Below are 21,002 nucleotides of genomic sequence, written 5' to 3' on the forward strand. Positions count from 1 at the left end.
GGCTACTAAGGCAATGCTCTTTCACTTGATTCACATTCCCTACTGGATTGTCTTGGGTATGGGGGTCTTGCTCTTTTTGACCGTGATCTTTGGCGATGTGGGCAATGAAGAGGTCGAGTTAGAGGGGAATACCGATCCCTTGGAAGTAGAAGTCGATTTGGAGGAGGGCATCTCATTTCTGACGATTTTGCACTGGCTAGGGGTGGGAAGAGCACCGCTCATTCTTTTGCTTGCCTTGGACTTTAGCCTTTTGGGCGTACTGGGCTGGTTCTTTAATGTCCTCTTTTACCTGCTCAGGGGCAGTTGGCCAGGGGTGATGGGGTCTGGGGTGATTGCAATTGCCGCACTGCTGTTGGCGCTCATAACGGGGGGTCTGTGTTCGCGGCCTTTGGGACAGATTTTTGCGCAGTTTAGCGAAGATACCAGTCGCGATCGCCTCTTAGGTTGTAGTGGCCATGTCAGTTCTGCCCATATTCCCCACAGTGGGACAGGTATTGGTCAAATCAGTGTTTTGGATGCCAATCGCAATCGCCTCATTCTGCCCGCCGTTTTGCCTGCTTGGGCAACGATCACCCCGCAGCACGGTCAGGAAATTTTAATTATTGATCGTCAGGAGAACGAGTATGTTGTCGTGGCCAAAGATAGCTTGGACGAAGCGACATGGTTACGCCAGCAGCGGCAATCTCAGATCAACGAGGGCAAAGACACTTGAGGTATTGATTTTTCCATGGGCGGTGAGGGACTCGAACCCCCGACAGCCTCGGTGTAAACGAGATACTCTACCAACTGAGTTAACCGCCCAGACTTTAGATTACTTATCATAGCAAAGTCCAGAACTTAGACAAGAAGGAAAAGGGGGAATTAAGTAAGAGTACTCAGTGACAGTGTCAACATTTGTTACAAACGTTGCTGGGGATCATAAGACTTGTGGAGAACACCCACCAAATGCTGACATTTCCTCGCATTCCTAAGGAGATCGCAGTAGGTTGAGGATCAGTACAGGACAGTGTGTCAATGTGTTGTAACGGTGTCGGGCTGTTATAAAAAATGCCCTGATGAGTACACCAAAAGAATTGTTCTGTAAAGACTGCAAACCCTATCCAAGAGTGCCTATGAAAGTTGGGGTCGTTAAGGAACGCGAAGTGGGTGAACAACGGGTCGCCCTGATTCCCGAAATTGTTGCCAAGCTGGTGCAGCAGGGGTATCACCTCTGCGTGGAGTCAGGCGCAGGAGATATGGCGCACTTCAGCGATGATGACTACCGTGCTGCCGGTGCGGCAATCGGTCACTCCATTGAAGAGGTCTGGGGCGGTGTGGATGTGCTGCTCAAAGTTGGCCCACTACGCGATCGCGAAGTGGAGTGGATTCGCCCCGGTACAACGCTAATGAGTTTTCTCAATCCCCTAGGGAATCCATGGCAAATGCAGCACTTAGCAGAGCGACAGATTACCGCCTTTGCCCTCGAGTGTATTCCGCGCACGAGTCGTGCCCAGAGTATGGATGCCCTCTCCTCCCAAGCGGCGGTAGCAGGCTATGCAGCGGTGTTATTGGCGGCATCCCATTTGCCCCGCTTTTTTCCGATGCTGACGACGGCGGCGGGTACAATTCCCCCGGCCAAGGTATTTGTCATTGGTGCAGGGGTGGCTGGCCTGCAGGCGATCGCCACCGCCCGGCGTTTGGGGGCTGTGGTTGAAGCCTTTGACATTCGTCCGGCGGTCAAGGAAGAAGTGCAAAGCCTCGGTGCCAAATTTGTGGAAGTCAACCTTGAGGAGGATACCGTTGCTGCCGGTGGCTATGCCAAAGAGGTGTCTGAAGTGGCAAAGCACAAAACCCAAGAGGCGATCGCCAGCCATGTCCACAGTGCCGACGTGGTCATTACCACTGCCCAAATTCCCGGCAAGCCGGCCCCTCTTTTGGTGACCGAACGCATGGTGGCCAGTATGAAACCCGGTTCAGTCATTGTCGATTTAGCCGCTGAGCAGGGGGGCAACTGCGCCTGCACAGAACCGGGGCGCTCCATTTGTCATCAGCGGGTCACCATTATTGGCCCAATCAACCTGCCCTCGACAATGGCGGTGCATGCCAGTCAAATGTATGCCAAAAACATTTCAACACTCCTAAAGTACCTTGCCCCCAAGGGGGAATTGGTGTTGAACTTTGGCGATGACATCATTGATGCCGCTTGTGTCACCCATCAAGGACAGGTACGCAACCCACGGGTACTGCAACTGCTGCATCCTGGGCAAACCTTGGCCGCAACGGTTTAGAAATTTCCCTAGAGGGTTGGTTCTATGACAGATCCCATTCTTGTCGGTTTGATTATTTTTGTACTGGCCAGTTTCGTTGGCTTTGAGGTGATTCATAAAGTCCCGCCCACATTGCATACCCCCCTCATGTCTGGCTCCAATGCCATCTCTGGCATTGCGGTGATTGGGGCGCTGCTCTTGGCAGGCAGTGGGCACACAACCCTAACGGTGGTCTTGGGATTGATGGCAACGGTGCTGGCCACGATTAATGTGGTGGGCGGTTTTTTGGTCACGGATCGGATGTTGCAGATGTTTAAGCGGTAGGCACCATGGATTGGCTAACACGCATTGAAGAATTGAGCTATTTGGGCGCTGCGGCGCTCTTTATCCTCGGTTTGAAAAAATTGGGGTCTCCGGCTACGGCACGTCAAGGAAATCGCCTTGCCGCCTTGGGGATGTTAATAGCGATTGTGGTCACACTCCTGGATCGTCAGATTGCTAGTTATACGGGCATCCTAGCGGCCATTGGCCTCGGCAGTGTCATTGGCGCAATTGCTGCTTACAAAGTGGAAATGACGGCCATGCCCCAGATGGTGGGGTTACTCAATGGCTTAGGGGGGGGCGCCTCTGCCTTGGTGAGCATTGGTGAATTTTGCCGCATCGTGGCCGTGGGTGAGCCGCTGACCCCCAGTACGCTGGTCACAATTATTTTGGGGGTGCTGATTGGTGGCATTACCCTTAGCGGTAGCCTTGTTGCTTTTGGTAAACTTCAGGGACTGATTTCGGGGACACCAATCATTTTCCCGATGCAGCAGGCGGTTAACCTCGGCTTGCTGGTGGCCTTTGGGATTGCCAGTGGGCTGGTTTGGTTAGACCCAAGTCAGTTGCCGATTTTCTGGGGCTTGGTGGCGATCGCCACTAGTTTGGGGGTACTCTTTGTCCTGCCCATTGGCGGCGCCGATATGCCCGTAGTTATTTCCCTTTTGAACTCCCTTTCTGGGCTGGCCGCCAGTGCCGCTGGCTTTATTGTGAGCAACAGTATGCTGATTATTGCTGGTGCCTTGGTGGGGGCTTCGGGGCTCATCTTGACGCAGATCATGTGTAAAGCCATGAATCGCTCTTTAGCCAATGTCCTCTTCAGTGGCTTTGGTCGTGCAACCACTGGCAACGCGGAGGTGACTGCCCACGCTACGGCAAAGTCGGTACACACAATTGATCCTGAAGAAAGTGCCATGATGCTCGGCTACGCCAAGTCGGTTGTCATTGTGCCGGGCTATGGGATGGCGGTGGCTCAAGCGCAGCACAGCGTCAAGGAGCTGGCGGATCAACTGGAGCGACTGGGTGTCGATGTTAAATACGCCATTCACCCCGTTGCGGGTCGCATGCCGGGACACATGAATGTGCTGCTTGCGGAAGCCAACGTCCCCTATCCCCAACTCAAGGACATAGAGGAGATCAATCCAGAGTTTGAGAATGTGGATGTGGCGCTGGTGATTGGCGCTAACGATGTGGTGAATCCCGCTGCCCGTACCAACCCCAGTAGCCCCGTCTATGGGATGCCCATTCTCGATGTGGATCGGGCACGGCACACAATTGTGATTAAGCGCAGCCTCAATCCGGGCTTTGCCGGCATTGACAATGAGTTGTTCTACAAAGACAAAACCCTGATGCTCTTTGGCAATGCCAAGGAAGTGCTCAATCAACTCATTACTGAGGTCAAACACCTCTAGGAGCACCTGGCAGCCATACTGCGGTCAAACAGCGGCGCAATTTCCTCAAAGTCAAATTGATCAAGGCGATCGAGAACCCAATGGCAGCGACGCTGGAGCATGTGCAAGGGATAGGTATGCGCTACCCCTAAAACTTTGACACCGGCTTCACGGGCAGATTGAATCCCCACTAGGGTGTCCTCAATCGCTAGACAATCAATAGCCGTAAGATTACCCCCTAGGGCTTGCAAGGCTTCAATTGCACGGAGATAGGGGTCAGGGTAGGGTTTACCCCGTTCCACACTCTCGGCACTGATAATACAGTCCACCGTGAAGTTTCCCCGTTCAAGAGCCAACTCGACATCGGAGCGCAGGGCACCAGTGACAATGGCAATTTTTAATTGCGCAGCACGGAGTTTCTCCAGCAGGGCGATCGCTCCCTCAAAGAAGGGAAACGGTTCGATACTAGCCAAGCGTGCCCGGTAGGCGGCTGCCTTTTTGGCCACCAGTTTATCCAAGTAGGCTGGGGTAACAGCCCGGCCGCGGCGACTGAGGAGGTTGTCTAAGCAGGCGCGATCGCTTCGCCCTAAACAAAAAAGATCATATTCTCCCCGCTGCGGGCGCACATTCTCCTGCAGTAGAATCTCCTCAACGAGGGCAGCATGGATCGCCTCATCGTCAAGGATCACGCCATTGAAATCCAACAAGACTGCCTTCAGGGGCATACCTAACGCGCTAACTCTGGAAATAACTGCTGAATTTGCTTTTGTAGTTGCTCGGCCTCACTCAGGTGCGCCATTTCCACAGGGGGGCGCATTAGGGATTCTCCCACTAAAATGGCTGCGGCGCCCGCTTGCGTGACTCGTTCCACATCGGCGCGCTGATGAATACCGGATTCACTGACCACAAGGATGTTGCGATCGCGCAACTGCGCCCCATAGCTAGCCAACAGCTTTTCAGTAGTGGCTAGATCAACACTAAAGTCTGTCAGATTGCGATTGTTGATGCCCACTAGGCGCACCTCTTCAAGGCCTAAAACCCGCTCCATTTCCTCGGCAGTGTGTACTTCCACCAGTGCCGTCAGTCCCAAGCCTTGGGCAATGCGCAGGAAATAGCGCAAATCGCGATCCGAGAGAATGGCGGCAATCAGGAGCACTGCATCGGCGCCCCGCAGTCTTGCTAGAAACATCTGGTAGGGGTAGATGATAAAATCCTTGCACAGGAGTGGCACCTCCACCACTTGGCGAATTTGGGCGAGGTACTCAAAACTTCCTTGAAAAAATTCACTGTCCGTCAGGACAGACAAACAGGTTGCGCCAGCGGCAACATAGGCTTGGGCGATCGCCACTGGATCAAAATTGGGGCGGATAATTCCTTTGCTAGGAGAAGCTTTCTTGACCTCAGCAATCAGCGCCGGCTGGGTGATGGGGTTTTGCAGCGCGGCGAAAAAGGAACGCACAGGTGGCGCATCGAGCACTTGACGTTGCAAATCCGGCAAGGGCAGCACTTCCCGCAGTTGCTCTACCTCCTGTTCCTTGTGCCAAACGATTTTTTCAAGGATATGGCGGGGGGTATCATCGGCCACCGCTACTTGGTAGTGGAGATTGTGAACCGTCACAACAGGATTGGGGGGACGCCGGCGAATTTGCATGATCAATTTCGTATGCAATGGCAACAGTTGAACACTAAGATAAACCACATTGACTGTAGCAAACTATCCTCCCTGCAGTCTTTATTTACACAATGGGAGTCAAGATGGCCATTGGCGTTTGGGTTTTAGGCGATCAACTGTGGCAGGGGCAAGCAGCCCTGCAAAGCTGTCCAAGCCCTGTGCCCGTCATCCTCATCGAGTCCCAAGGGTGGGCGAAACAGCGCCGCTACCACGCCCAAAAACTGGTGCTCGTCTGGTCGGCGATGCGCCACTTTGCCCAAGAACTTGAAGCGGCCGGTTGGCCAGTGACCTACGCGATCGCCGCCGACTTTGCCACCCCACTGCGGCGGTGGGTTGAAGCGCAGCAAATCCATGAGCTGAGGATCATGCAGCCCAGCGATCGCCCCTTTCGGGATCAGATTGCCAGCCTTGACCTGCCCTGTGCCATCAAGTTGTTGCCCAACAATCACTTCCTCTGGTCAGAAGCAGAGTTTCAGCAGTGGGCCACAGGTCGCAAAACGTTGGTCTTGGAGTATTTCTACCGGGCGGGTCGCCAGCGGTTTCAAATTCTCATGGATGCTAAAACGCCAGTAGGGGGCAAATGGAACTACGATGCCGAAAATCGCCAACCACCGCCTACTCACCTCAAACCACCACCGCCCCTGCACTTTTCTCCCGATCAAATCACGCAAGAAGTAATTGAGACGGTGCGCCAAGGGAACTTTGACACCTACGGCCACATTGAACCCTTTTACTGGGGAGTTACTCGCACGCAAGCCCTGCAGGCGCTGGAAAACTTTATTGAATACCGCTTGCCCCAGTTTGGCCCTTACCAAGACGCCATGGTTATGGGGCAGGAGACCCTTTGGCATAGTTTACTCTCCCCCTATTTGAACTTAGGCCTCCTGCAGCCACAGGAGGTGATCAGTGCTGCTTTAGCTGCCTACCGCGAACGGCAACTCCCCCTGAATAGCGTTGAGGGATTTATTCGCCAAATTCTCGGCTGGCGGGAGTATATGTATGGTCTCTATCACTTCTTTGGTGCCGAGTATGTTCAGCACAACTTCTTTCAGCATTGGCAACCCCTGCCAGCTTTCTTTTGGCAGAGCGATCGCACCCCTATGAACTGTCTGCGCCACGTTCTAGAGCAAATTGAGCGCACTGGCTATGCCCACCACATCCAACGGCTGATGATTCTTGCCAACTTTGCCCTCATTGCTGGTCTGTGTCCCCAAGAGGTGGAAACTTGGTTTCACAGTGTCTTTATTGATGCCTACGATTGGGTCATGCAAACAAATGTTTTAGGAATGGGGTTGTTTGCCGATGGTGGGCTGCTGGCTTCTAAGCCCTACGCCGCCTCGGCCAATTACATTCAGCGCATGAGCAATTATTGCCAAGGGTGTGTCTATGATCCAAAGCAACGGGTGGGCGATCGCGCCTGTCCTTTTAATTTTTTCTATTGGCACTTTCTTGCACGCCACCGCCCAGTTCTTAATTGTCAAAAACGTATGAGTGCAATTCTCAAAAATATTGATAAATTTAGCCCCGCAGAAGTAGCAGCAATTCAACAGCAGGTCGAGCGGTGGTATGCCGCAAATTCATAGACCGAACAAATAAAAACTGTATCCCAGATAACACCCATTTCTTAAATCTCAACCAAGGCTACGGAGCTTGTCATTCTCTGAAAATTTCAGACATTTTGTCGCTGTTGCCAAGAAAACTTAACCAAAAGATAACCAAAAAATAATTTCCTCCTACTCTTAGGTCGAGATAATTTGAGTGAGGTAAAACGAAAGCAAAGTTTTCCCAAAACAATTCAATACTTCTTCTGGGGGATCATCAAAATGAATGAGACAGTCAATGCTCAACTGTCCGCAACCGCTACATTGGCTGATTTGCCCTATTTTTCTTATCAAGTTTCCCCTGAAACCATCTCTGAACAAGTAGCGGATGAATTTCAACGTCACCCTGAGCTGCCCGGGGTGCTGGTGGTGGCCGGCGATCGCGTCATCGGCATGATCTCTAAAGTCAAGTTTTTTGAACGGATGAGTCAACAGTTTGGCCGGGATCTCTACTTGCCGCGCCCAATTAAGTTGATTCCAGAAGTTGCTGCGCCCAAAGTCCCTCCCCTTGTCCTGATGGCACGCACTCCCGTCGAAGAAGCTGTAGAACAGGCCTTAAGTCGGCCTCCAGCCTTTGTTTATGAACCCGTGGTGGTGCGTAAAGGCAAGCAACTCGTACTGGTGGATATGCGGGTAATCCTAATTGCCCAAGCTCAGGTGCTGAGCAAGAAAAATCTCTTCATTCAGCAGCAGCACCTGCACACCCAGCAACTTCTTGAGAAGTTAAAGGTGGAAAAAGAGCGTAACCAAGACTACGCTAAGCGTCTTGAAAGTGAGCTAATGCGCACCCAACAGATGAACGAAATCCTAGAGCGGCAGGAGCGCTCTGTCCGCGAGCAAGCAGAGCGAATTGCTCAACTCAACCAGCGGTTTATCTCCATTAGCCAAGTGCTCTCGCAACGGGGACAAAAAGCCTTTCAAGAAACCTTTATCGGCGTCAACCAAATTACGCAGCATACAGCGGACGTCTATCGCCTCAGCGAACGCCTGAAGAAAGATGTGGAAATTATTGACCAAGCCACCCATCAAATTGCGGAGATTACCCGTCAGGTGAAACACCTTGCGGTACAAGCAGGCCTAATTGCCAGTCGTAGTGGCCAGCAGATGGCGGGGTTTGACTTTATTAGTGAAGCCATTAACAAACTGGCCAACCAAGTGGTTTTTGCTAACCAGCAAGTGGAGGAAATGGCCAATCATTTTCGCCATCACATCCGCGAAGTGGTACAATCCACCGCCTCTGGTGAAAAAATCGCGCGATCGCTCCTCAATCAAGTGGAAGATACGCAGAAAGCCATCCAAGAACTGCAAGTGCTTCTGAATGCTGAAGAAATCACCACAGAGTATGAGGAGATGCCAGCGTCAGCCGTTGCCTAAAGCCGTGGATTTAGGCCATCCCCACAGGGTATCTTGGGGCTAGAAGACCCTTAATTTATAGGATTGAGGATGCCCCAACCCACTGTTATTCTCCACGGCGGCGCCGGCAGTTCGCTCCAGGACAAAGGTAGTCTTATTCCCATCCGCCAATCCCTGCATACAATTGTTGCCCAGGTGGTTCAATCTCTTAAACAAGGAGCAACGGCCATTGAAGCAGTGGTTCTGGGGTGTCGGCTCTTAGAGGATGACCCTCGCTTTAACGCAGGAACAGGTTCTGTGCTGCAATCTGATGGTCAGATTCGCATGAGTGCGTCGCTCATGGATGGGTCGCAACAGCGTCTCAGTGGTGTCATCAATGTCTCACGGGTAAAAAATCCCATTGAGCTTGCCCATTGGTTGCAACAGTGTCCAGATCGCATTCTCTCCGATGTGGGGGCAGCGGAATTAGCTCGTGAATTGCAGCTTCCTGTGTACCAACCCCTCACAGATCAGCGACTTTACGAGTGGCTAGAGGAACGCAAGGGCAATTTCCCAAAATCCATGGCTGGGGTAGTGGCCGAAGAGGCAAGGCGGGGCACGATTGGTGTGGTGGTTTTAGATCAACAGGGACACTTGGCCGTGGGGACTTCCACTGGTGGCAAAGGCTTTGAGCGCATTGGTCGCGTGAGTGATTCCGCAACCCCAGCCGGCACTTATGCCAACAGCTTAGCAGCGGTCAGTTGTACAGGCATTGGGGAAGATATTCTCGACGAAGCGCTGGCCGCGCGGATTGTGGTGCGAGTAACCGACGGCCTGCCCCTAGAGGCAGCCTTTGAAAAATCTTTTCGGGAAGCGGCGACTCGGCAACGGGATTTTGGTGCCATTGGCCTCGATCGGCAGGGGGCGATCGCTTGGGGCAAAACCTGTGATGTCCTCCTTGCCGCCTACTGGGATGGTACAGCCATTGGCGATACCTTGGAATTGCCAGCGGGACTACAGGTGGGCAGTCGAAATCCTTTATCTTAAATGTCAAATTTTTTTATTGCTCGTGCAATGGCATTGAGTGCATCTATAGGGGCAAACGCCTATAATTTTAAGTGTTTTTACATTTGGCCGATGTCCCTTGAGGGAACCCTATGACCAATCCGACCTCGCCTGCCATCCTCAATCCAATTGCTCGTCCTGAAGTTCCCCAAGAACTTGCTGAAAACATCATCCTCACTTCCCTCAACGATGTCTATGACTGGGCGCGGCTATCGAGCCTCTGGCCCCTCATGTATGGCACCGCCTGTTGCTTTATTGAGTTTGCCGCCATGATTGGCTCGCGCTTTGACTTCGACCGCTTTGGCTTGGTGCCCCGCAATAGCCCCCGTCAGGCGGATTTGATCATCACCTCTGGTACCATCACCATGAAGATGGCACCCGCCTTAGTACGTCTTTACGAGCAAATGCCCAATCCCAAGTACGTGATTGCCATGGGGGCTTGCACAATTACGGGGGGAATGTTTAGCTCCGACTCCTATTCCGCCGTTCGCGGTGTGGACAAGCTGATTCCTGTGGATGTGTATTTGCCCGGCTGTCCGCCCCGTCCAGAGGCGATCATGGATGCAATCATCAAGCTGCGCAAGAAAATTGCCAACGAGCATATTAATGAGCGCGGCAATCTTGCCCAAACCCAGCGTCTCTTTACTGCCAAGCACAAAATGAAGCCCGTGCCCCCCATCCTTACAGGGCAATATCTCAATGCCCCCACTCGCCAAGCCCCGCCCCCTGCCCTTGCTGCAGCCATGGGAATGGCAGTTCCTGCCCTTGGGGAACCGGTAAGCGAAACTAGCACTGTTTCAGAGTAATTGAATCATTCTTAGCAAGAGGGAGCAGTCATGGCAGTTTCAACAGAACTTTTGGCACTGGGTGCTTATGTAGCTTTAGCAGGGCTGTATCTGCTGGTGGCGCCAGCAATCGTCTATGTCTATTTGAATGCCCGCTGGTATGTGGCCAGTTCCTTTGAGCGGGCGTTTATGTACTTTCTCGTTACTTTCTTTTTTCCGGGACTGCTGCTTTTAGCGCCTTTTATTAACTTCCGCCCCCAACCACGCTCCCTCAATTCCTAGGGGTTATGCGCCGCATTGATGTTCTCTGGATTGGTATTGGTATTTTCTTGACGGGCGGCTTGGTCTATGGCCTGCTACGAGCTGTGGGGATTGAGCCGCTGCAAGCGGGAATTTGGAGCCAAGCGATTTTGGTTTTAGGGCTGCTCGGATGGGTCTCCACATATCTACTGCGAGTTTTTACGGGACGGATGACCTACCATCAACAACTTAAAGACTATGAGGAGGCGCTGATTAGCGATCGCCTTGCACGGATGTCTCCAGAGGAACTTGCCGCCCTTGAAGCGGAAATTTTGGCGGAATCAAAGGAGATTGCCGATCCTAAATTAGGGGATAATTAGCCCTAGTTTCCCTATGGCTGGATAATGCACTTTCCCCGCTCCTGTGGTTTACTACTTCATCCCACGTCCCTGCCTGGGGGTCACGGCATTGGCGACTTGGGGGCGGCAGCTCGTGAGTTCCTCGAATTTTTGGTTGCCAGTGATCAGCAATATTGGCAAGTATTGCCCTTAGGACCGACGGGTTTTGGCAATTCCCCCTACATGTGCTACTCCGCCATGGCCGGCAACCCACTGCTGATCAGCCTTGATGAACTAGTGAAAGCGGGCTGGCTAACGGAGGCCGACTTGGCAGAACTCGCCCTTGAGAATGGCGATCGCGTTGATTTCGAGGCCGTCATTAGCCAAAAACTGCCCCTACTACGCCTTGCGGCTCAACGTTTCCAGCGCCAAGCCACCCCAGAAGACTGGCAGGCCTTCCGTGAGTTTCAAGACCTTGCCCACTACTGGCTGCCGACCTATGCCCTCTTTATGGCACTTAAAGATCACCACGAGGGACAGCCGTGGTATGAATGGCCCGCCCCTTTGCGGCATCGTCAGCCAACCGCCCTTGCCGCTATGCAAGTCGTTCTTAAAGAACGCATTTTTGAGTACGAGTTTCAGCAATTTCTCTTTTACCAGCAGTGGCATGCCCTCAAGGCATCTGCCAATCAACAGGGGATTCAAATTATCGGGGATATTCCCATCTACGTTGCCCACGACAGTGCCGATGTTTGGGCTTTTCCCCAATTTTTTGAACTCAATCCCGAAACCGGCGCTGCCGCCCTCATGGCCGGTGTGCCCCCCGATTACTTTAGTGCCACGGGTCAACTGTGGGGCAACCCCATTTACAACTGGAAAGCCCTTGCTGCTGATGGCTACTCTTGGTGGATTGAGCGCTTCCGTGCTCTACTTTCCTACATGGACATTATCCGTGTTGATCACTTTCGCGGCTTTCAAAGCTACTGGCAAGTGCCCGAAGGGGAGGAAACAGCCGTCAATGGCAAGTGGCAACCAGGACCCGGTGCCGCCTTCTTTGAAGCGCTACAAGCTGCCCTAGGACGATTGCCAATTTTAGCCGAGGATTTAGGGGAGATTACCCCCGATGTCATTGCCCTGCGAGATCAGTTTCAATTTCCAGGGATGAAAATCCTCCAATTTGCCTTTGGGGGTGGCTCAGACAACCCCTTCTTGCCCTTTAATCAAGAGCGCAACTGTGTGGTGTACACAGGCACCCACGATAATGACACGACTGTGGGTTGGTATCGCAATCTGAGTGACTGGGAACGGCAGCGACTGATTGACTATTTGGGCTATACCCCCAGCGAACCCCACTGGGCGTTGATTCGTATGGCCTTAGGCACCGTTGCTAACCAAGCCATTATTCCTGTTCAAGATTTGCTTGGCCTCGATAGTCATGCCCGCATGAATTTCCCCGGTACTAGCGAAGGCAACTGGGCATGGCGGCTAACTGCTGATCAACTCACACCTGAACTCGCAGCTCGTTTGCGGCATCTGGTGCATCTCTTTGGCCGTCAAGCGCCACCGCGACCCCGGCCTGTGGAAACCGAGGCGGAATCCCTCGGCACTGGGGAGTAGCCCTAAGCTCGCCGCCGACCATCGGGCATAATCGTGCCCCGTAAGTCCACTTCACTGAGGTTCGCACCGCTCATATCCGCAGCGGTCAGGTTCACCCGGGTCAAATCCGCCCGTGACAGGTTAGAGCCTGAGAGGTTGGCATCCCCTAGGTCTGCTCCACTTAAGTTAACACCACTGAGATCCACCGTTGCCAGTAAGCTGCCACTAAAGGTGGCGCGGCTGAGGGTGGCTCCACTGAGGGTGGCACGGCTAAGATTCGCTTCTGAGAGGGTAGCGCGGCTCAGGTTGGCTCCCACCAAGCGGGCACGGCTGAGATTTGCCTCCACGAGATCGGCACGGCTGAAGTTAGCTTCCGCTAACTCCACTTGGCGGAGGTTGGCACCGCTGAGATTAGCGCCCCGCAGCTTTACCCCATTAAAGACTAGGCCACTAAGATTGGCACTGCGTAGATCCGTTTGACTCAAATCCGCATTGTCCAGCAATGCCCCCTGCAAATTTGCCCCTTGGAGATTGGCGCCCCGCAGATTGGTGCCCACCAGTTTGGCATGGCTGAGGTTGGCGCCCCGTAAATTTGCTCCACTGAGATCTGCACGGCTAAGGTTGGTATGACTTAGGTTCGCGCCACTGAGATTGGCACCGCTGAGGGTGACCTCCGATAACTCTAGGGAGGACAGATCTGCCCTTGCCAGTTCGGCACCGACAAGGTTGGCCTTGGCAAGGTTGGCTTCACTGAGTTTGACTTCTGTGAGATCAACGCGGCTAAGATTGGCCCCCGTGAGATTCGCCGCCGTTAAATTTGCACCACTCAGGTTTGCACCGCTGAGGTTAGCGCCACTGAGATTGGCATTGCTGACATCGGCCTGAATCAAATCCACACGGGTCAGGTTCGCCTGTTTTAGATGCGTACCATGCAAATTGGCGCTCTGTAAATTTGCTCCCGAAAGGTTAACGCCGTCGAGCGTCAATCCCCGTAGATCCGCATTGGCCAAATCCACACGGGAGAGGTTTGCCCCCTGCAGCACCGTTCCCCGCAGTGTAGTTTCACTGAGTTCAGCGCGGCTGAGATTCGCTCGCGTCAGGTTCGCCCAACTGAGATCACTGCGGCTCAAGTTTGCCCCAGCAAGGTTGGCGTCCACCAGTTCTGCTTTGATGAGCATGGCATTGACAATTTCTGCGCCACAGAGCACCGCACCGCTGAGATTTGCTCCGCTCAGGTTGACCCACTCCATGTCGGCACGGGAGAGAATAATCCCCCGTAAATCCGCGTTGATAAACTCACCATTTGTCAAACTGGCACGATTGAAGTCCCGTTCACCGCTGGCATAGCGTTTTAACAACTCTTGGGGATTCATCAAAAAAATGGGTCTGAAACCCCGCCCTTGAGGACGGCTTTACACTCTAAGACTAGCTTAATTCGCTAAGGCCATGAGAGGATGATAAAAGACTTGCGCTCGATGCTGGCATGGCGATCAATGGACATTATTCCCATTCTGGATCTGAAAGCCCAATATCAATCCCTGCAAGCAGATATTGATCGCGCAGTTGCCCGTGTATTGGCATCGGGTCAGTTTATTCTAGGACCGGAGGTACAAGCCTTTGAGGAAGAGGTGGCTGCCTATTTGGGGGTGCGCCATGCGGTGGCGGTCAACTCGGGCACAGATGCACTGGTAATTTCCCTGCGTAGTTTGGGGGTGGGGGCTGGAGATGAGGTCATCACTACCCCATTTTCGTTTTTTGCTACCGCAGAGGCAGTGAGTTTGGTAGGTGCTCGCCCTGTGTTTGTGGATGTAGAAGCGGACTCTTTTAACCTGGATCCGGCAAAGATTGAGGCAGCAATTACGCCCCGCACTAAGGCCGTTTTACCTGTGCATTTATTTGGACGACCGGCGGCTATGGGAGCCATTGTTGAAGTTGCTCAAGCCCATGGGTTAGCCATTCTAGAAGATTGTGCCCAGTCCTTTGGTGCCCGCTATTGCCCCCCCTGTGAAAATTGTCAATGTACAAGGGCAACTCAAGAGACCTTAGCGAATCAATTTACAGGGGCGATCGGGAACATGGGTGCCTTTTCCTTCTTTCCGACAAAAAACTTGGGTGCCTATGGTGATGGGGGGTTGATTACCACCAACGATGATGATTTAGCCGAGCGATCGCGAATGCTGCGGGTGCACGGTTCCCGACAACGCTACCACCATGAGATGATTGGCTACAACTCTCGCCTAGACAGCCTTCAGGCAGCCATTTTGCGGGTGAAACTACCCCATATTGAGCGCTGGAATCAAGAACGACGGCGGGTAGCGCAAACTTATAACCAAGCCTTGGCCGGCCTTGAGCGGGTGGTAACCCCGGTCGTCTCGCCGGGACATGTGTTTCATCAATATACGATTCGGGTCCTCAATGGCCAGCGGGATGCGCTTGCGGCTTATTTGAAGGCAGCTGGCATTAGTTCAATGATTTACTACCCAATTCCCCAAGATCACTGTCCAATGTATAGGGGGCAATCTCCACCGAACCCAGTGAGCGATCGCCTAGCCGGCGAGGTTCTCAGCCTGCCCATTTGGCCTGAATTGAGTGATGCCACCATTGAGCATATTGCGGCAACCATTCGCCGGTTTTTTCAGCGGCTGTAGAAAGAATTCCCAAGGTGTTGTCTTGCCTTAACAAATCCTTAAAGTCCCACTCGCTAAGCTAGCTACAGCCCCTCTAGGAAAAGAGCGGTCATGTTGTTTAGGGTTCGGAGAACGATGCCATGAAGGTTGCTGTTTTCAGTGCCAAATCCTACGATCGCGAGTTTTTGAATGCCGCCAATGCCGCCCAAGGCTATCCCCATTACCTAAGCTACTACGATGCGCGCTTGCAGCCTAAAACCGTGGCTCTTGCCAAGGGGCATGAGGCTGTCTGTGGGTTTGTCAATGATGATCTTGGAGCAGAGACCCTAAAACGGCTGGCGGAATTGGGGGTGCGTCTGGTCACCTTGCGCTGCACTGGCTTTAACAATGTGGATTTAGCCACAGCGGCCAGCTTGGGAATCAAGGTTACCCGCGTCAGCACCTATTCTCCCTATTCTGTGGCGGAGCATACTGTGGGGCTAATCCTGATGTTGAATCGTAAACTCCACCGTGCCTACAACCGCGTGCGGGATGACAATTTTTCCCTAGAGGGACTGATGGGGTTTGACCTCTATGGGTGTACTGTCGGTATTATTGGCACCGGTAAAATTGGCAACATTGTTGGCCAGATTATGCATGGTTTTGGCTGCCACGTGTACGGCTATGATCCCTACCCCAATGAAATCTTTAGTGCAGTGGGTGCCTACACAACCCTAGAAACGCTGCTAGCGGCATCCGACATTATCACGCTCCACTGTCCCCTTGTTCCTGAAAATGAACATCTAATCAATGCCACCACAATTGCGCAAATGAAAAAGGGGGTAATGCTAATCAATACCAGTCGCGGCAAACTGGTGGACACTAAAGCTGTGATTGAGGGCATTAAAAGTGGCCAAATTGGTTATTTAGGAATTGATGTCTATGAAGAGGAAGGCTCCCTCTTTTTTCAAGATCTCTCAGACAAAATTATTCAAGATGATACCTTCCAACTCCTGCAATCTTTCCCCAATGTGGTCATTACTGCTCACCAAGCCTTTTTTACCCGCAATGCCCTCACTGACATTGCCCGTACCACAATTGAAAATTTGACCTGTTTTGAGCAAGGTCTGTCTCTACTGAACGAAGTCAAGTAAGCTCAGGGCGTAGGCTGAATGGCTATCCCCATAACGTTTCTGGCAAACAGATCCGCTATAGTAGCGATTGCGTTTATTTCAGGAAAAGATTATGGGGCGTGCAGAAAAAGTCATTTTGGCCTATTCGGGCGGGGTAGATACTTCCGTGTGTATTCCCTATCTCAAACACGAATGGGGAGTTAAGGAAGTCATTACCCTTGCCGCTGATTTGGGACAGGGGGATGAACTGGAACCGATGCGGCAAAAAGCCCTTGACGCAGGTGCCAGTGCGGCGTTGGTGGTCGATGCCAAAGCTGAGTTCATCCGTGACTACGCTTTTCCGGCGATTCAGGCCAACGCCCTTTACGAAAATCGCTATCCCCTTTCGACGGCGCTTGCTCGCCCCTTGATTGCCAAGCTTCTGGTGAATGCTGCTGCCGAGTATGGTGCTGACGCAGTTGCCCACGGCTGTACAGGGAAAGGCAATGATCAAGTCCGCTTTGACGTGGCGATTGCGGCCCTAAATCCCAACCTCAAGGTCTTGGCACCCGCTCGTGAATGGGGCATGAGCCGTGAAGAAACCATTGCCTACGGTGAACGCTTTGGCATTCCCGCCCCGGTGAAAAAATCTTCCCCCTACAGCATTGACCGCAATCTTTTGGGACGCAGTATTGAGGCAGGTTCCCTTGAGGATCCGTGGATTGAACCCCCGCAGGAAATCTATTTGATGACCCAAGCTATTGAAAACACGCCCAACTCCCCGGAGTATGTGGATATTGGCTTTGAAGCAGGCACTCCCGTCAGCCTCGATGGTCGCTCCCTTGATCCTGTAACCTTGGTCAGTGAACTCAATGAGCGGGTGGGGCGCCATGGATTTGGTCGGATTGACATGATCGAAAATCGCCTTGTGGGCATTAAATCCCGAGAAATATACGAAGCCCCTGCGCTTTTGGTGCTCATTGACGCTCATCGCGATTTGGAGAGTTTGACCCTGACTGCCGATGTTACCCAGTACAAGCGGGGGATTGAAGAGACCTATAGCCGCTTGGTCTATAACGGCCTCTGGTACAGCCCTCTCAAGGAAGCCCTTGATGCTTTTATTCAACAAACTCAAAAACGCGTCACCGGTACAGTGCGCGTCAAGCTCTTTAAGGGAACCGCACAGGTGGTGGGGCGGCAATCCCCCTACTCTCTCTATAGCCCCGATTTAGCGACCTATGGCGCTGAGGATCAGTTTGATCACAAGGCGGCTGAGGGCTTTATCTACGTGTGGGGGCTACCCACCCGTGTCTGGGCAGAAAAACTGCGCCAAGGCTAATCGGGTGCTTCAACAATACACCACTCGTGGAGTTCGTAATGGACGCATTGGTATTGAACGAGGGGATCGCGGGCAACAATTTCCTCGGCCGCCTTGCGGGAATCCGCCTGAAACAGCAACATGCCACCCCCGCGCTCAGCCCAGTATCCCGTGCGGGCTTGATGCCCTGCAGCAATCAGGGAGCGGACATAGGCGCGATGGGCGGGGACATATTGATCAAAGGTTGCCTTATCCACAATGCCGCGTTCAATTTTGACAAACCATGGCATGGGTGTTTGGCTCCTGCGGATTTGAATCAACACCTAGAATAGCTATAGCACTGTGCCCTCGTCACTTTTTTGTTGTGCCTTGATTGCGAGCAGCTATGAGCAAAGCCATTACCCTTGAAACTTTGTTGAGTCAATTTGCCCGTGGGGTGCGGAATTTCCGTGGAGTCAATTTGGCGGGCAGTGTGTTTCCTTTAGTGCAACTCAGCCATGTGGATCTTGCGGGCGCTAACCTTCAGGGGATTAATTGGAGCGGTGCAGATCTAATCAAGGCAAATCTTGCCAATGCCAATCTGCAGGGAGCAAACCTAATTGGTGCCGATTTGAGCGGTGCTAATCTTACGGATGCCAACTTGCAAGAGGCGCTGCTCAGTGGCGCTATCTTAGTGGGTGCGTATCTCTCGCGAGCGAATCTACAGCGGGCTGTGCTCAGTGGCGCTATCCTTAAAGGAGCTGTCCTCCGTGACAGTAACCTGAACGAAATCAATGTAGTAGGAGCAGATCTCTCGGAAGCGGATTTAAGGGGAGCGATCGCTCGCCGTCGCGATCTAGAGGAAGCTAAACTGTCAGGGGCAACCCTGCCCAACGGTGAGGTGGTCCTCGACGCAGAGAACCTAGAAGAGATTCCTGTGGCTTCGACAGGGGAGTGCACAGCGGCAATGGCAACCGCCACTGAAACCACAGTTCTGGAGTGGACCAACGAGCAAGTCATTGAAAAGCTAATTTTGCAACAACATCCTTTCCCCTCCTCCTGTCAAAGTGCTGACTTAAAGGTGGTTCATCTTGGCAATCATTGCTATCAACTGCGAACGGCAAATGAAACCGTGGTTGCGATGGTGGAGGGGGCGAGTGTTGCAGAGGAAACTGTAACTGTTTTTTCAGAAGCTCCCTTTGCGGATTTGGTGGCCAGTGTGCTCCAAGCCCATTCCTTTTTGCCGACGCAATACATTCGTGAGCCTGTACCCGCATGGCAGTACGAACAAATGGCGATTCCTGCGGGTAGTGAAGTTCGTTTCGGAACTGCACGACAACTTTGGAAAACTTGGTGGCTTCTTCTGAAATCCACAACCACAGGGCAAGAGTCAAGCCAGCTACAGCTATTGGTGGACAAGGGTTGGCAACCCATTCGCGATATTGCTTTTTCACCCGCGGCCAGTGGCGGTGTGATTATCAAAACCGCTGCGGGCGATCGCCACTATGCTGCGGATGCATCACTCATTTGGCTAGAAAGTCTCCAGTCTGCATCCCCCCCAACCACGACCCAAGTGCCAACTGCCACAGCACCTCTGTGGAACGGACTCCTAAAATTTGAAAATAATTGCTTAATAGTTCAGACGGCAGCAGGACCTCTCTATGTACGGGGCGAAAATTTGACAGTTACCTTTGGCGGTCAGGCGATCGATCTTAACCAGCTCTAATGGTCGTCATTCAACCCTTTGATTTTAGTCGCTGGCCGATTGCCGTCAGTGATTTACCTGCCGATACATACCTTGTGGGCGGAGCAGTGCGGGATGCCCTCCTCGGTCGAACAACGTTGTACCCCGACTTGGATTTTATTGTGCCGGCGGAGGCGATCGCCCTGACGAAAAAGCTGGCGGATAAGTACAGGGCTGGCTTAGTGGTGTTGGATCGAGAGCGGCAGATTGCCCGCCTAGTCTTTGCCAATGCAACTGTGGATATTGCCCAGCGACACGGAGAAACGCTGCTAACGGATTTGAGCGATCGCGATTTTCGCCTCAATGCTATTGCCTATGACATTCACCACCACCACATTGTCGATCCCCTCGGTGGTCTGTTGGATTTACAACGCCGCCAAATTCACTATGTGGCGCCCGAAAATCTGGCTGCTGATCCCCTGCGACTCCTGCGCGCCTATCGCCAAGCTGCCCAACTCCAATTCACGATTACGCCGGAAACACGGCAGGTCATCCAAAGCCTTGCTCCCCAACTGCGGCAAGTGGCGGCTGAACGGGTACGGGTAGAACTCAGTTACCTCCTTAGTGCCGTTGAAGGTGCAGCCCATGTAACCCTTGCCTTTCGCGATGGGGTATTGCCGGTGTGGTTGCCTGCGGTAACCGAGGAGCGGATTACCCACTACCATGCCCTTGAGTCCACCCTGGCAAATTTCCCCTTCCCTGCTCTTTGGCCGGCGCTGACGAAATCCATTGCGGCAACCACTGCCCCCGGTGAACCCCAGCGGCGCACCCTAGCGACTTTGGCCAAACTCACCTGCCTTGTCAATGCCAGCGATCGCCAAGCTGCCGCGGAACTGACCGCCCTCACCTACACCACCGATGAAATTCGCATTGTACAAGTCCTGTGCCGCCTGCTCGCCCAATGGCTAGTCCCCCTCAAACAGCCCCTCAACCGTGAGCAAGCTTTTTATCTATTCCGAACCGCAGGGAGCTATTTTCCAGCCTTTGTTGCCCTTGCTCTTAGCCGCGGCGTGCCCAAGAACCATCTGGCACCGCTGGTGAAAGCTTGGTTAGACCCCAGTGACCCCGTTGCCTATCCCCCCCAATTGCTGCGGGGCGCTGACCTAGTGGAACAGTTTCATGTCTTGCCAGGACCGCGTGTGGGTGAATTGTTACGAGCGGTGGAAGCAGCGCAAGCGCGGGGAGAAATTGGCGATCGCCCCCAAGCCTTAGCCTATGTGGCACAGCTTCTAAATTCTTCAGCGCAACCAGGGCAGCGTTAGGATCTCGTCAAAAAAATCTCTTGCCAAAGGATGTCATAGGTCTTTTGGGTTGCCGCATCGAGGGGCAGCAATACCTCACTTTGGGCAAAAGCGGCGGGAGCAGCAAGGGGAATATAGCGGTGAAAGAGAGTATCCGTTAGATTGCCCAGCAAAGGGGAGGGAGCATCACTAAATTGACTAAGTTGCTCAGCCACCTCTGGCTGCCACCAGTAGTTTAACCAATCCAAGGCTGCGGGATCCGGTTCTTGGCCACAGACCCACAAATCCGCCCACAGCGCTGTCCCACTGGCAGGGAATATTGCGGCATAGGTTTGCGGATCCTGCTTCAGCAGCGGCAGCACATCCGTTGACCAACCCACTGCCAATTGCGTACTCCCTAGCATCAGTGGTTGTAAGT

Annotated in this window: 21 protein-coding genes and 1 tRNA gene; 16 read left to right on the forward strand and 6 right to left on the reverse strand. The window is 53.0% G+C overall.

The genetic code is table 11. The features are described 5' to 3' along the window. Positions 1-13 precede the first annotated feature (13 nt). Entirely contained in the window at positions 14-712 is a 699-nt protein-coding gene (locus P3X23_RS05925; RefSeq protein ID WP_300874151.1) for an OB-fold-containig protein, read from the forward strand. A 16-nt stretch (positions 713-728) separates the two neighbouring features. Here P3X23_RS05925 and P3X23_RS05930 read toward each other — a convergent pair. Next, positions 729-801, reverse strand: a tRNA-Val gene (locus P3X23_RS05930). A gap of 311 nt (positions 802-1,112) precedes the next feature. Between P3X23_RS05930 and P3X23_RS05935 the strand changes: the two genes are divergently transcribed. From P3X23_RS05935 to P3X23_RS05945, 3 genes are read left to right on the forward strand one after another with little or no spacing between them, the layout of a single operon-like run. Continuing rightward, complete coding sequence (locus P3X23_RS05935) at positions 1,113-2,267, forward strand: Re/Si-specific NAD(P)(+) transhydrogenase subunit alpha (protein WP_300874154.1); 1,155 nt, start codon at positions 1,113-1,115, stop codon at positions 2,265-2,267. A gap of 24 nt (positions 2,268-2,291) precedes the next feature. Continuing rightward, positions 2,292-2,570, forward strand: coding sequence for an NAD(P) transhydrogenase subunit alpha (locus P3X23_RS05940; RefSeq protein ID WP_300874157.1), 279 nt, complete (start codon positions 2,292-2,294; stop codon positions 2,568-2,570). A gap of 5 nt (positions 2,571-2,575) precedes the next feature. Further along, entirely contained in the window at positions 2,576-3,976 is a 1,401-nt protein-coding gene (locus P3X23_RS05945) for an NAD(P)(+) transhydrogenase (Re/Si-specific) subunit beta (protein ID WP_300874159.1), read from the forward strand. On the opposite strand, the gene P3X23_RS05950 is transcribed toward P3X23_RS05945, so the two are convergent. Together P3X23_RS05950 and trpC are read right to left on the reverse strand one after the other, a co-directional pair. Next, positions 3,973-4,680 carry an HAD family phosphatase gene (locus P3X23_RS05950; RefSeq protein ID WP_300874162.1) on the reverse strand — a complete coding sequence of 236 codons (708 nt, stop codon included), beginning with the start codon at positions 4,678-4,680 and terminating at the stop codon, positions 3,973-3,975. The two genes, P3X23_RS05945 and P3X23_RS05950, sit on opposite strands and share 4 nt — an antisense overlap. Before the next feature lie 2 nt (positions 4,681-4,682). Further along, positions 4,683-5,606 (reverse strand): indole-3-glycerol phosphate synthase TrpC, encoded by a 924-nt coding sequence (trpC, locus tag P3X23_RS05955; RefSeq protein WP_300874164.1) that lies wholly within the window; start codon positions 5,604-5,606, stop codon positions 4,683-4,685. Between the two features lie 104 nt (positions 5,607-5,710). Between trpC and P3X23_RS05960 the strand changes: the two genes are divergently transcribed. From P3X23_RS05960 to malQ, 7 genes are all read left to right on the forward strand, one after another. Further along, the gene (locus P3X23_RS05960; RefSeq protein WP_300874167.1) at positions 5,711-7,210 is read left to right on the forward strand and encodes a cryptochrome/photolyase family protein; all 1,500 of its coding nucleotides are present in this window, start codon (positions 5,711-5,713) and stop codon (positions 7,208-7,210) included. Between the two features lie 240 nt (positions 7,211-7,450). Continuing rightward, entirely contained in the window at positions 7,451-8,602 is a 1,152-nt protein-coding gene (locus tag P3X23_RS05965; protein ID WP_300874170.1) for a methyl-accepting chemotaxis protein, read from the forward strand. Between the two features lie 69 nt (positions 8,603-8,671). Continuing rightward, complete coding sequence (locus tag P3X23_RS05970; RefSeq protein WP_300874173.1) at positions 8,672-9,607, forward strand: isoaspartyl peptidase/L-asparaginase; 936 nt, start codon at positions 8,672-8,674, stop codon at positions 9,605-9,607. Between the two features lie 110 nt (positions 9,608-9,717). Next, a complete protein-coding gene (gene ndhK / locus P3X23_RS05975) occupies positions 9,718-10,431 on the forward strand; it encodes a photosynthetic/respiratory NAD(P)H-quinone oxidoreductase subunit K (RefSeq protein ID WP_300874175.1) in 714 nt (237 codons plus the stop codon). Positions 10,432-10,461: 30 nt separating this feature from the next. Further along, positions 10,462-10,692 carry a photosynthetic/respiratory NAD(P)H-quinone oxidoreductase subunit L gene (gene ndhL, locus P3X23_RS05980; protein WP_300874177.1) on the forward strand — a complete coding sequence of 77 codons (231 nt, stop codon included), beginning with the start codon at positions 10,462-10,464 and terminating at the stop codon, positions 10,690-10,692. 5 nt (positions 10,693-10,697) lie between these two features. Next, positions 10,698-11,030, forward strand: a complete 333-nt coding sequence (locus tag P3X23_RS05985; protein WP_300874179.1) for a DUF3007 family protein — start codon at positions 10,698-10,700, stop codon at positions 11,028-11,030. A gap of 24 nt (positions 11,031-11,054) precedes the next feature. Beyond that, the gene (malQ, locus tag P3X23_RS05990; protein WP_300874181.1) at positions 11,055-12,605 is read left to right on the forward strand and encodes a 4-alpha-glucanotransferase; all 1,551 of its coding nucleotides are present in this window, start codon (positions 11,055-11,057) and stop codon (positions 12,603-12,605) included. A gap of 2 nt (positions 12,606-12,607) precedes the next feature. Here the strand turns inward: malQ and P3X23_RS05995 are convergent, their stop codons facing one another. Beyond that, positions 12,608-13,957 carry a pentapeptide repeat-containing protein gene (locus tag P3X23_RS05995; RefSeq protein WP_300874199.1) on the reverse strand — a complete coding sequence of 450 codons (1,350 nt, stop codon included), beginning with the start codon at positions 13,955-13,957 and terminating at the stop codon, positions 12,608-12,610. Between the two features lie 120 nt (positions 13,958-14,077). Here P3X23_RS05995 and P3X23_RS06000 point away from each other — a divergent pair, with 120 nt between their 5' ends. The 3 genes from P3X23_RS06000 (at position 14,078) to P3X23_RS06010 (ending at position 17,641) form a co-directional block, all read left to right on the forward strand. Beyond that, positions 14,078-15,232: a DegT/DnrJ/EryC1/StrS family aminotransferase gene (locus P3X23_RS06000; RefSeq protein ID WP_367186537.1), complete on the forward strand. Its 1,155-nt coding sequence runs from the start codon at positions 14,078-14,080 to the stop codon at positions 15,230-15,232. A gap of 119 nt (positions 15,233-15,351) precedes the next feature. Beyond that, complete coding sequence (locus P3X23_RS06005; RefSeq protein ID WP_300874185.1) at positions 15,352-16,344, forward strand: 2-hydroxyacid dehydrogenase; 993 nt, start codon at positions 15,352-15,354, stop codon at positions 16,342-16,344. A gap of 91 nt (positions 16,345-16,435) precedes the next feature. After that, on the forward strand, positions 16,436-17,641 hold the full coding sequence (locus P3X23_RS06010) for an argininosuccinate synthase (RefSeq protein WP_300874187.1): 1,206 nt from the start codon (positions 16,436-16,438) through the stop codon (positions 17,639-17,641). Here P3X23_RS06010 and P3X23_RS06015 read toward each other — a convergent pair. Then, the gene (locus P3X23_RS06015; RefSeq protein WP_300874189.1) at positions 17,638-17,910 is read right to left on the reverse strand and encodes a YciI family protein; all 273 of its coding nucleotides are present in this window, start codon (positions 17,908-17,910) and stop codon (positions 17,638-17,640) included. The genes P3X23_RS06010 and P3X23_RS06015 overlap by 4 nt on opposite strands. Positions 17,911-18,005: 95 nt before the next feature. Here P3X23_RS06015 and P3X23_RS06020 point away from each other — a divergent pair, with 95 nt between their 5' ends. Together P3X23_RS06020 and P3X23_RS06025 are read left to right on the forward strand one after the other, a co-directional pair. Continuing rightward, positions 18,006-19,325 (forward strand): pentapeptide repeat-containing protein, encoded by a 1,320-nt coding sequence (locus P3X23_RS06020; RefSeq protein WP_300874191.1) that lies wholly within the window; start codon positions 18,006-18,008, stop codon positions 19,323-19,325. Next, complete coding sequence (locus P3X23_RS06025) at positions 19,325-20,605, forward strand: CCA tRNA nucleotidyltransferase (RefSeq protein ID WP_300874193.1); 1,281 nt, start codon at positions 19,325-19,327, stop codon at positions 20,603-20,605. Before P3X23_RS06020 ends, P3X23_RS06025 begins: the two co-directional genes overlap by 1 nt. Here P3X23_RS06025 and P3X23_RS06030 read toward each other — a convergent pair. Further along, the coding region (locus P3X23_RS06030; RefSeq protein WP_300874196.1) for an ABC transporter substrate-binding protein at positions 20,602-21,002 on the reverse strand (401 nt) is incomplete at its 5' end. The two genes, P3X23_RS06025 and P3X23_RS06030, sit on opposite strands and share 4 nt — an antisense overlap.

Origin of the sequence: Thermosynechococcus sp. Uc (assembly GCF_029335995.1) — a bacterium.
Classification (GTDB): domain Bacteria; phylum Cyanobacteriota; class Cyanobacteriia; order Thermosynechococcales; family Thermosynechococcaceae; genus Thermosynechococcus.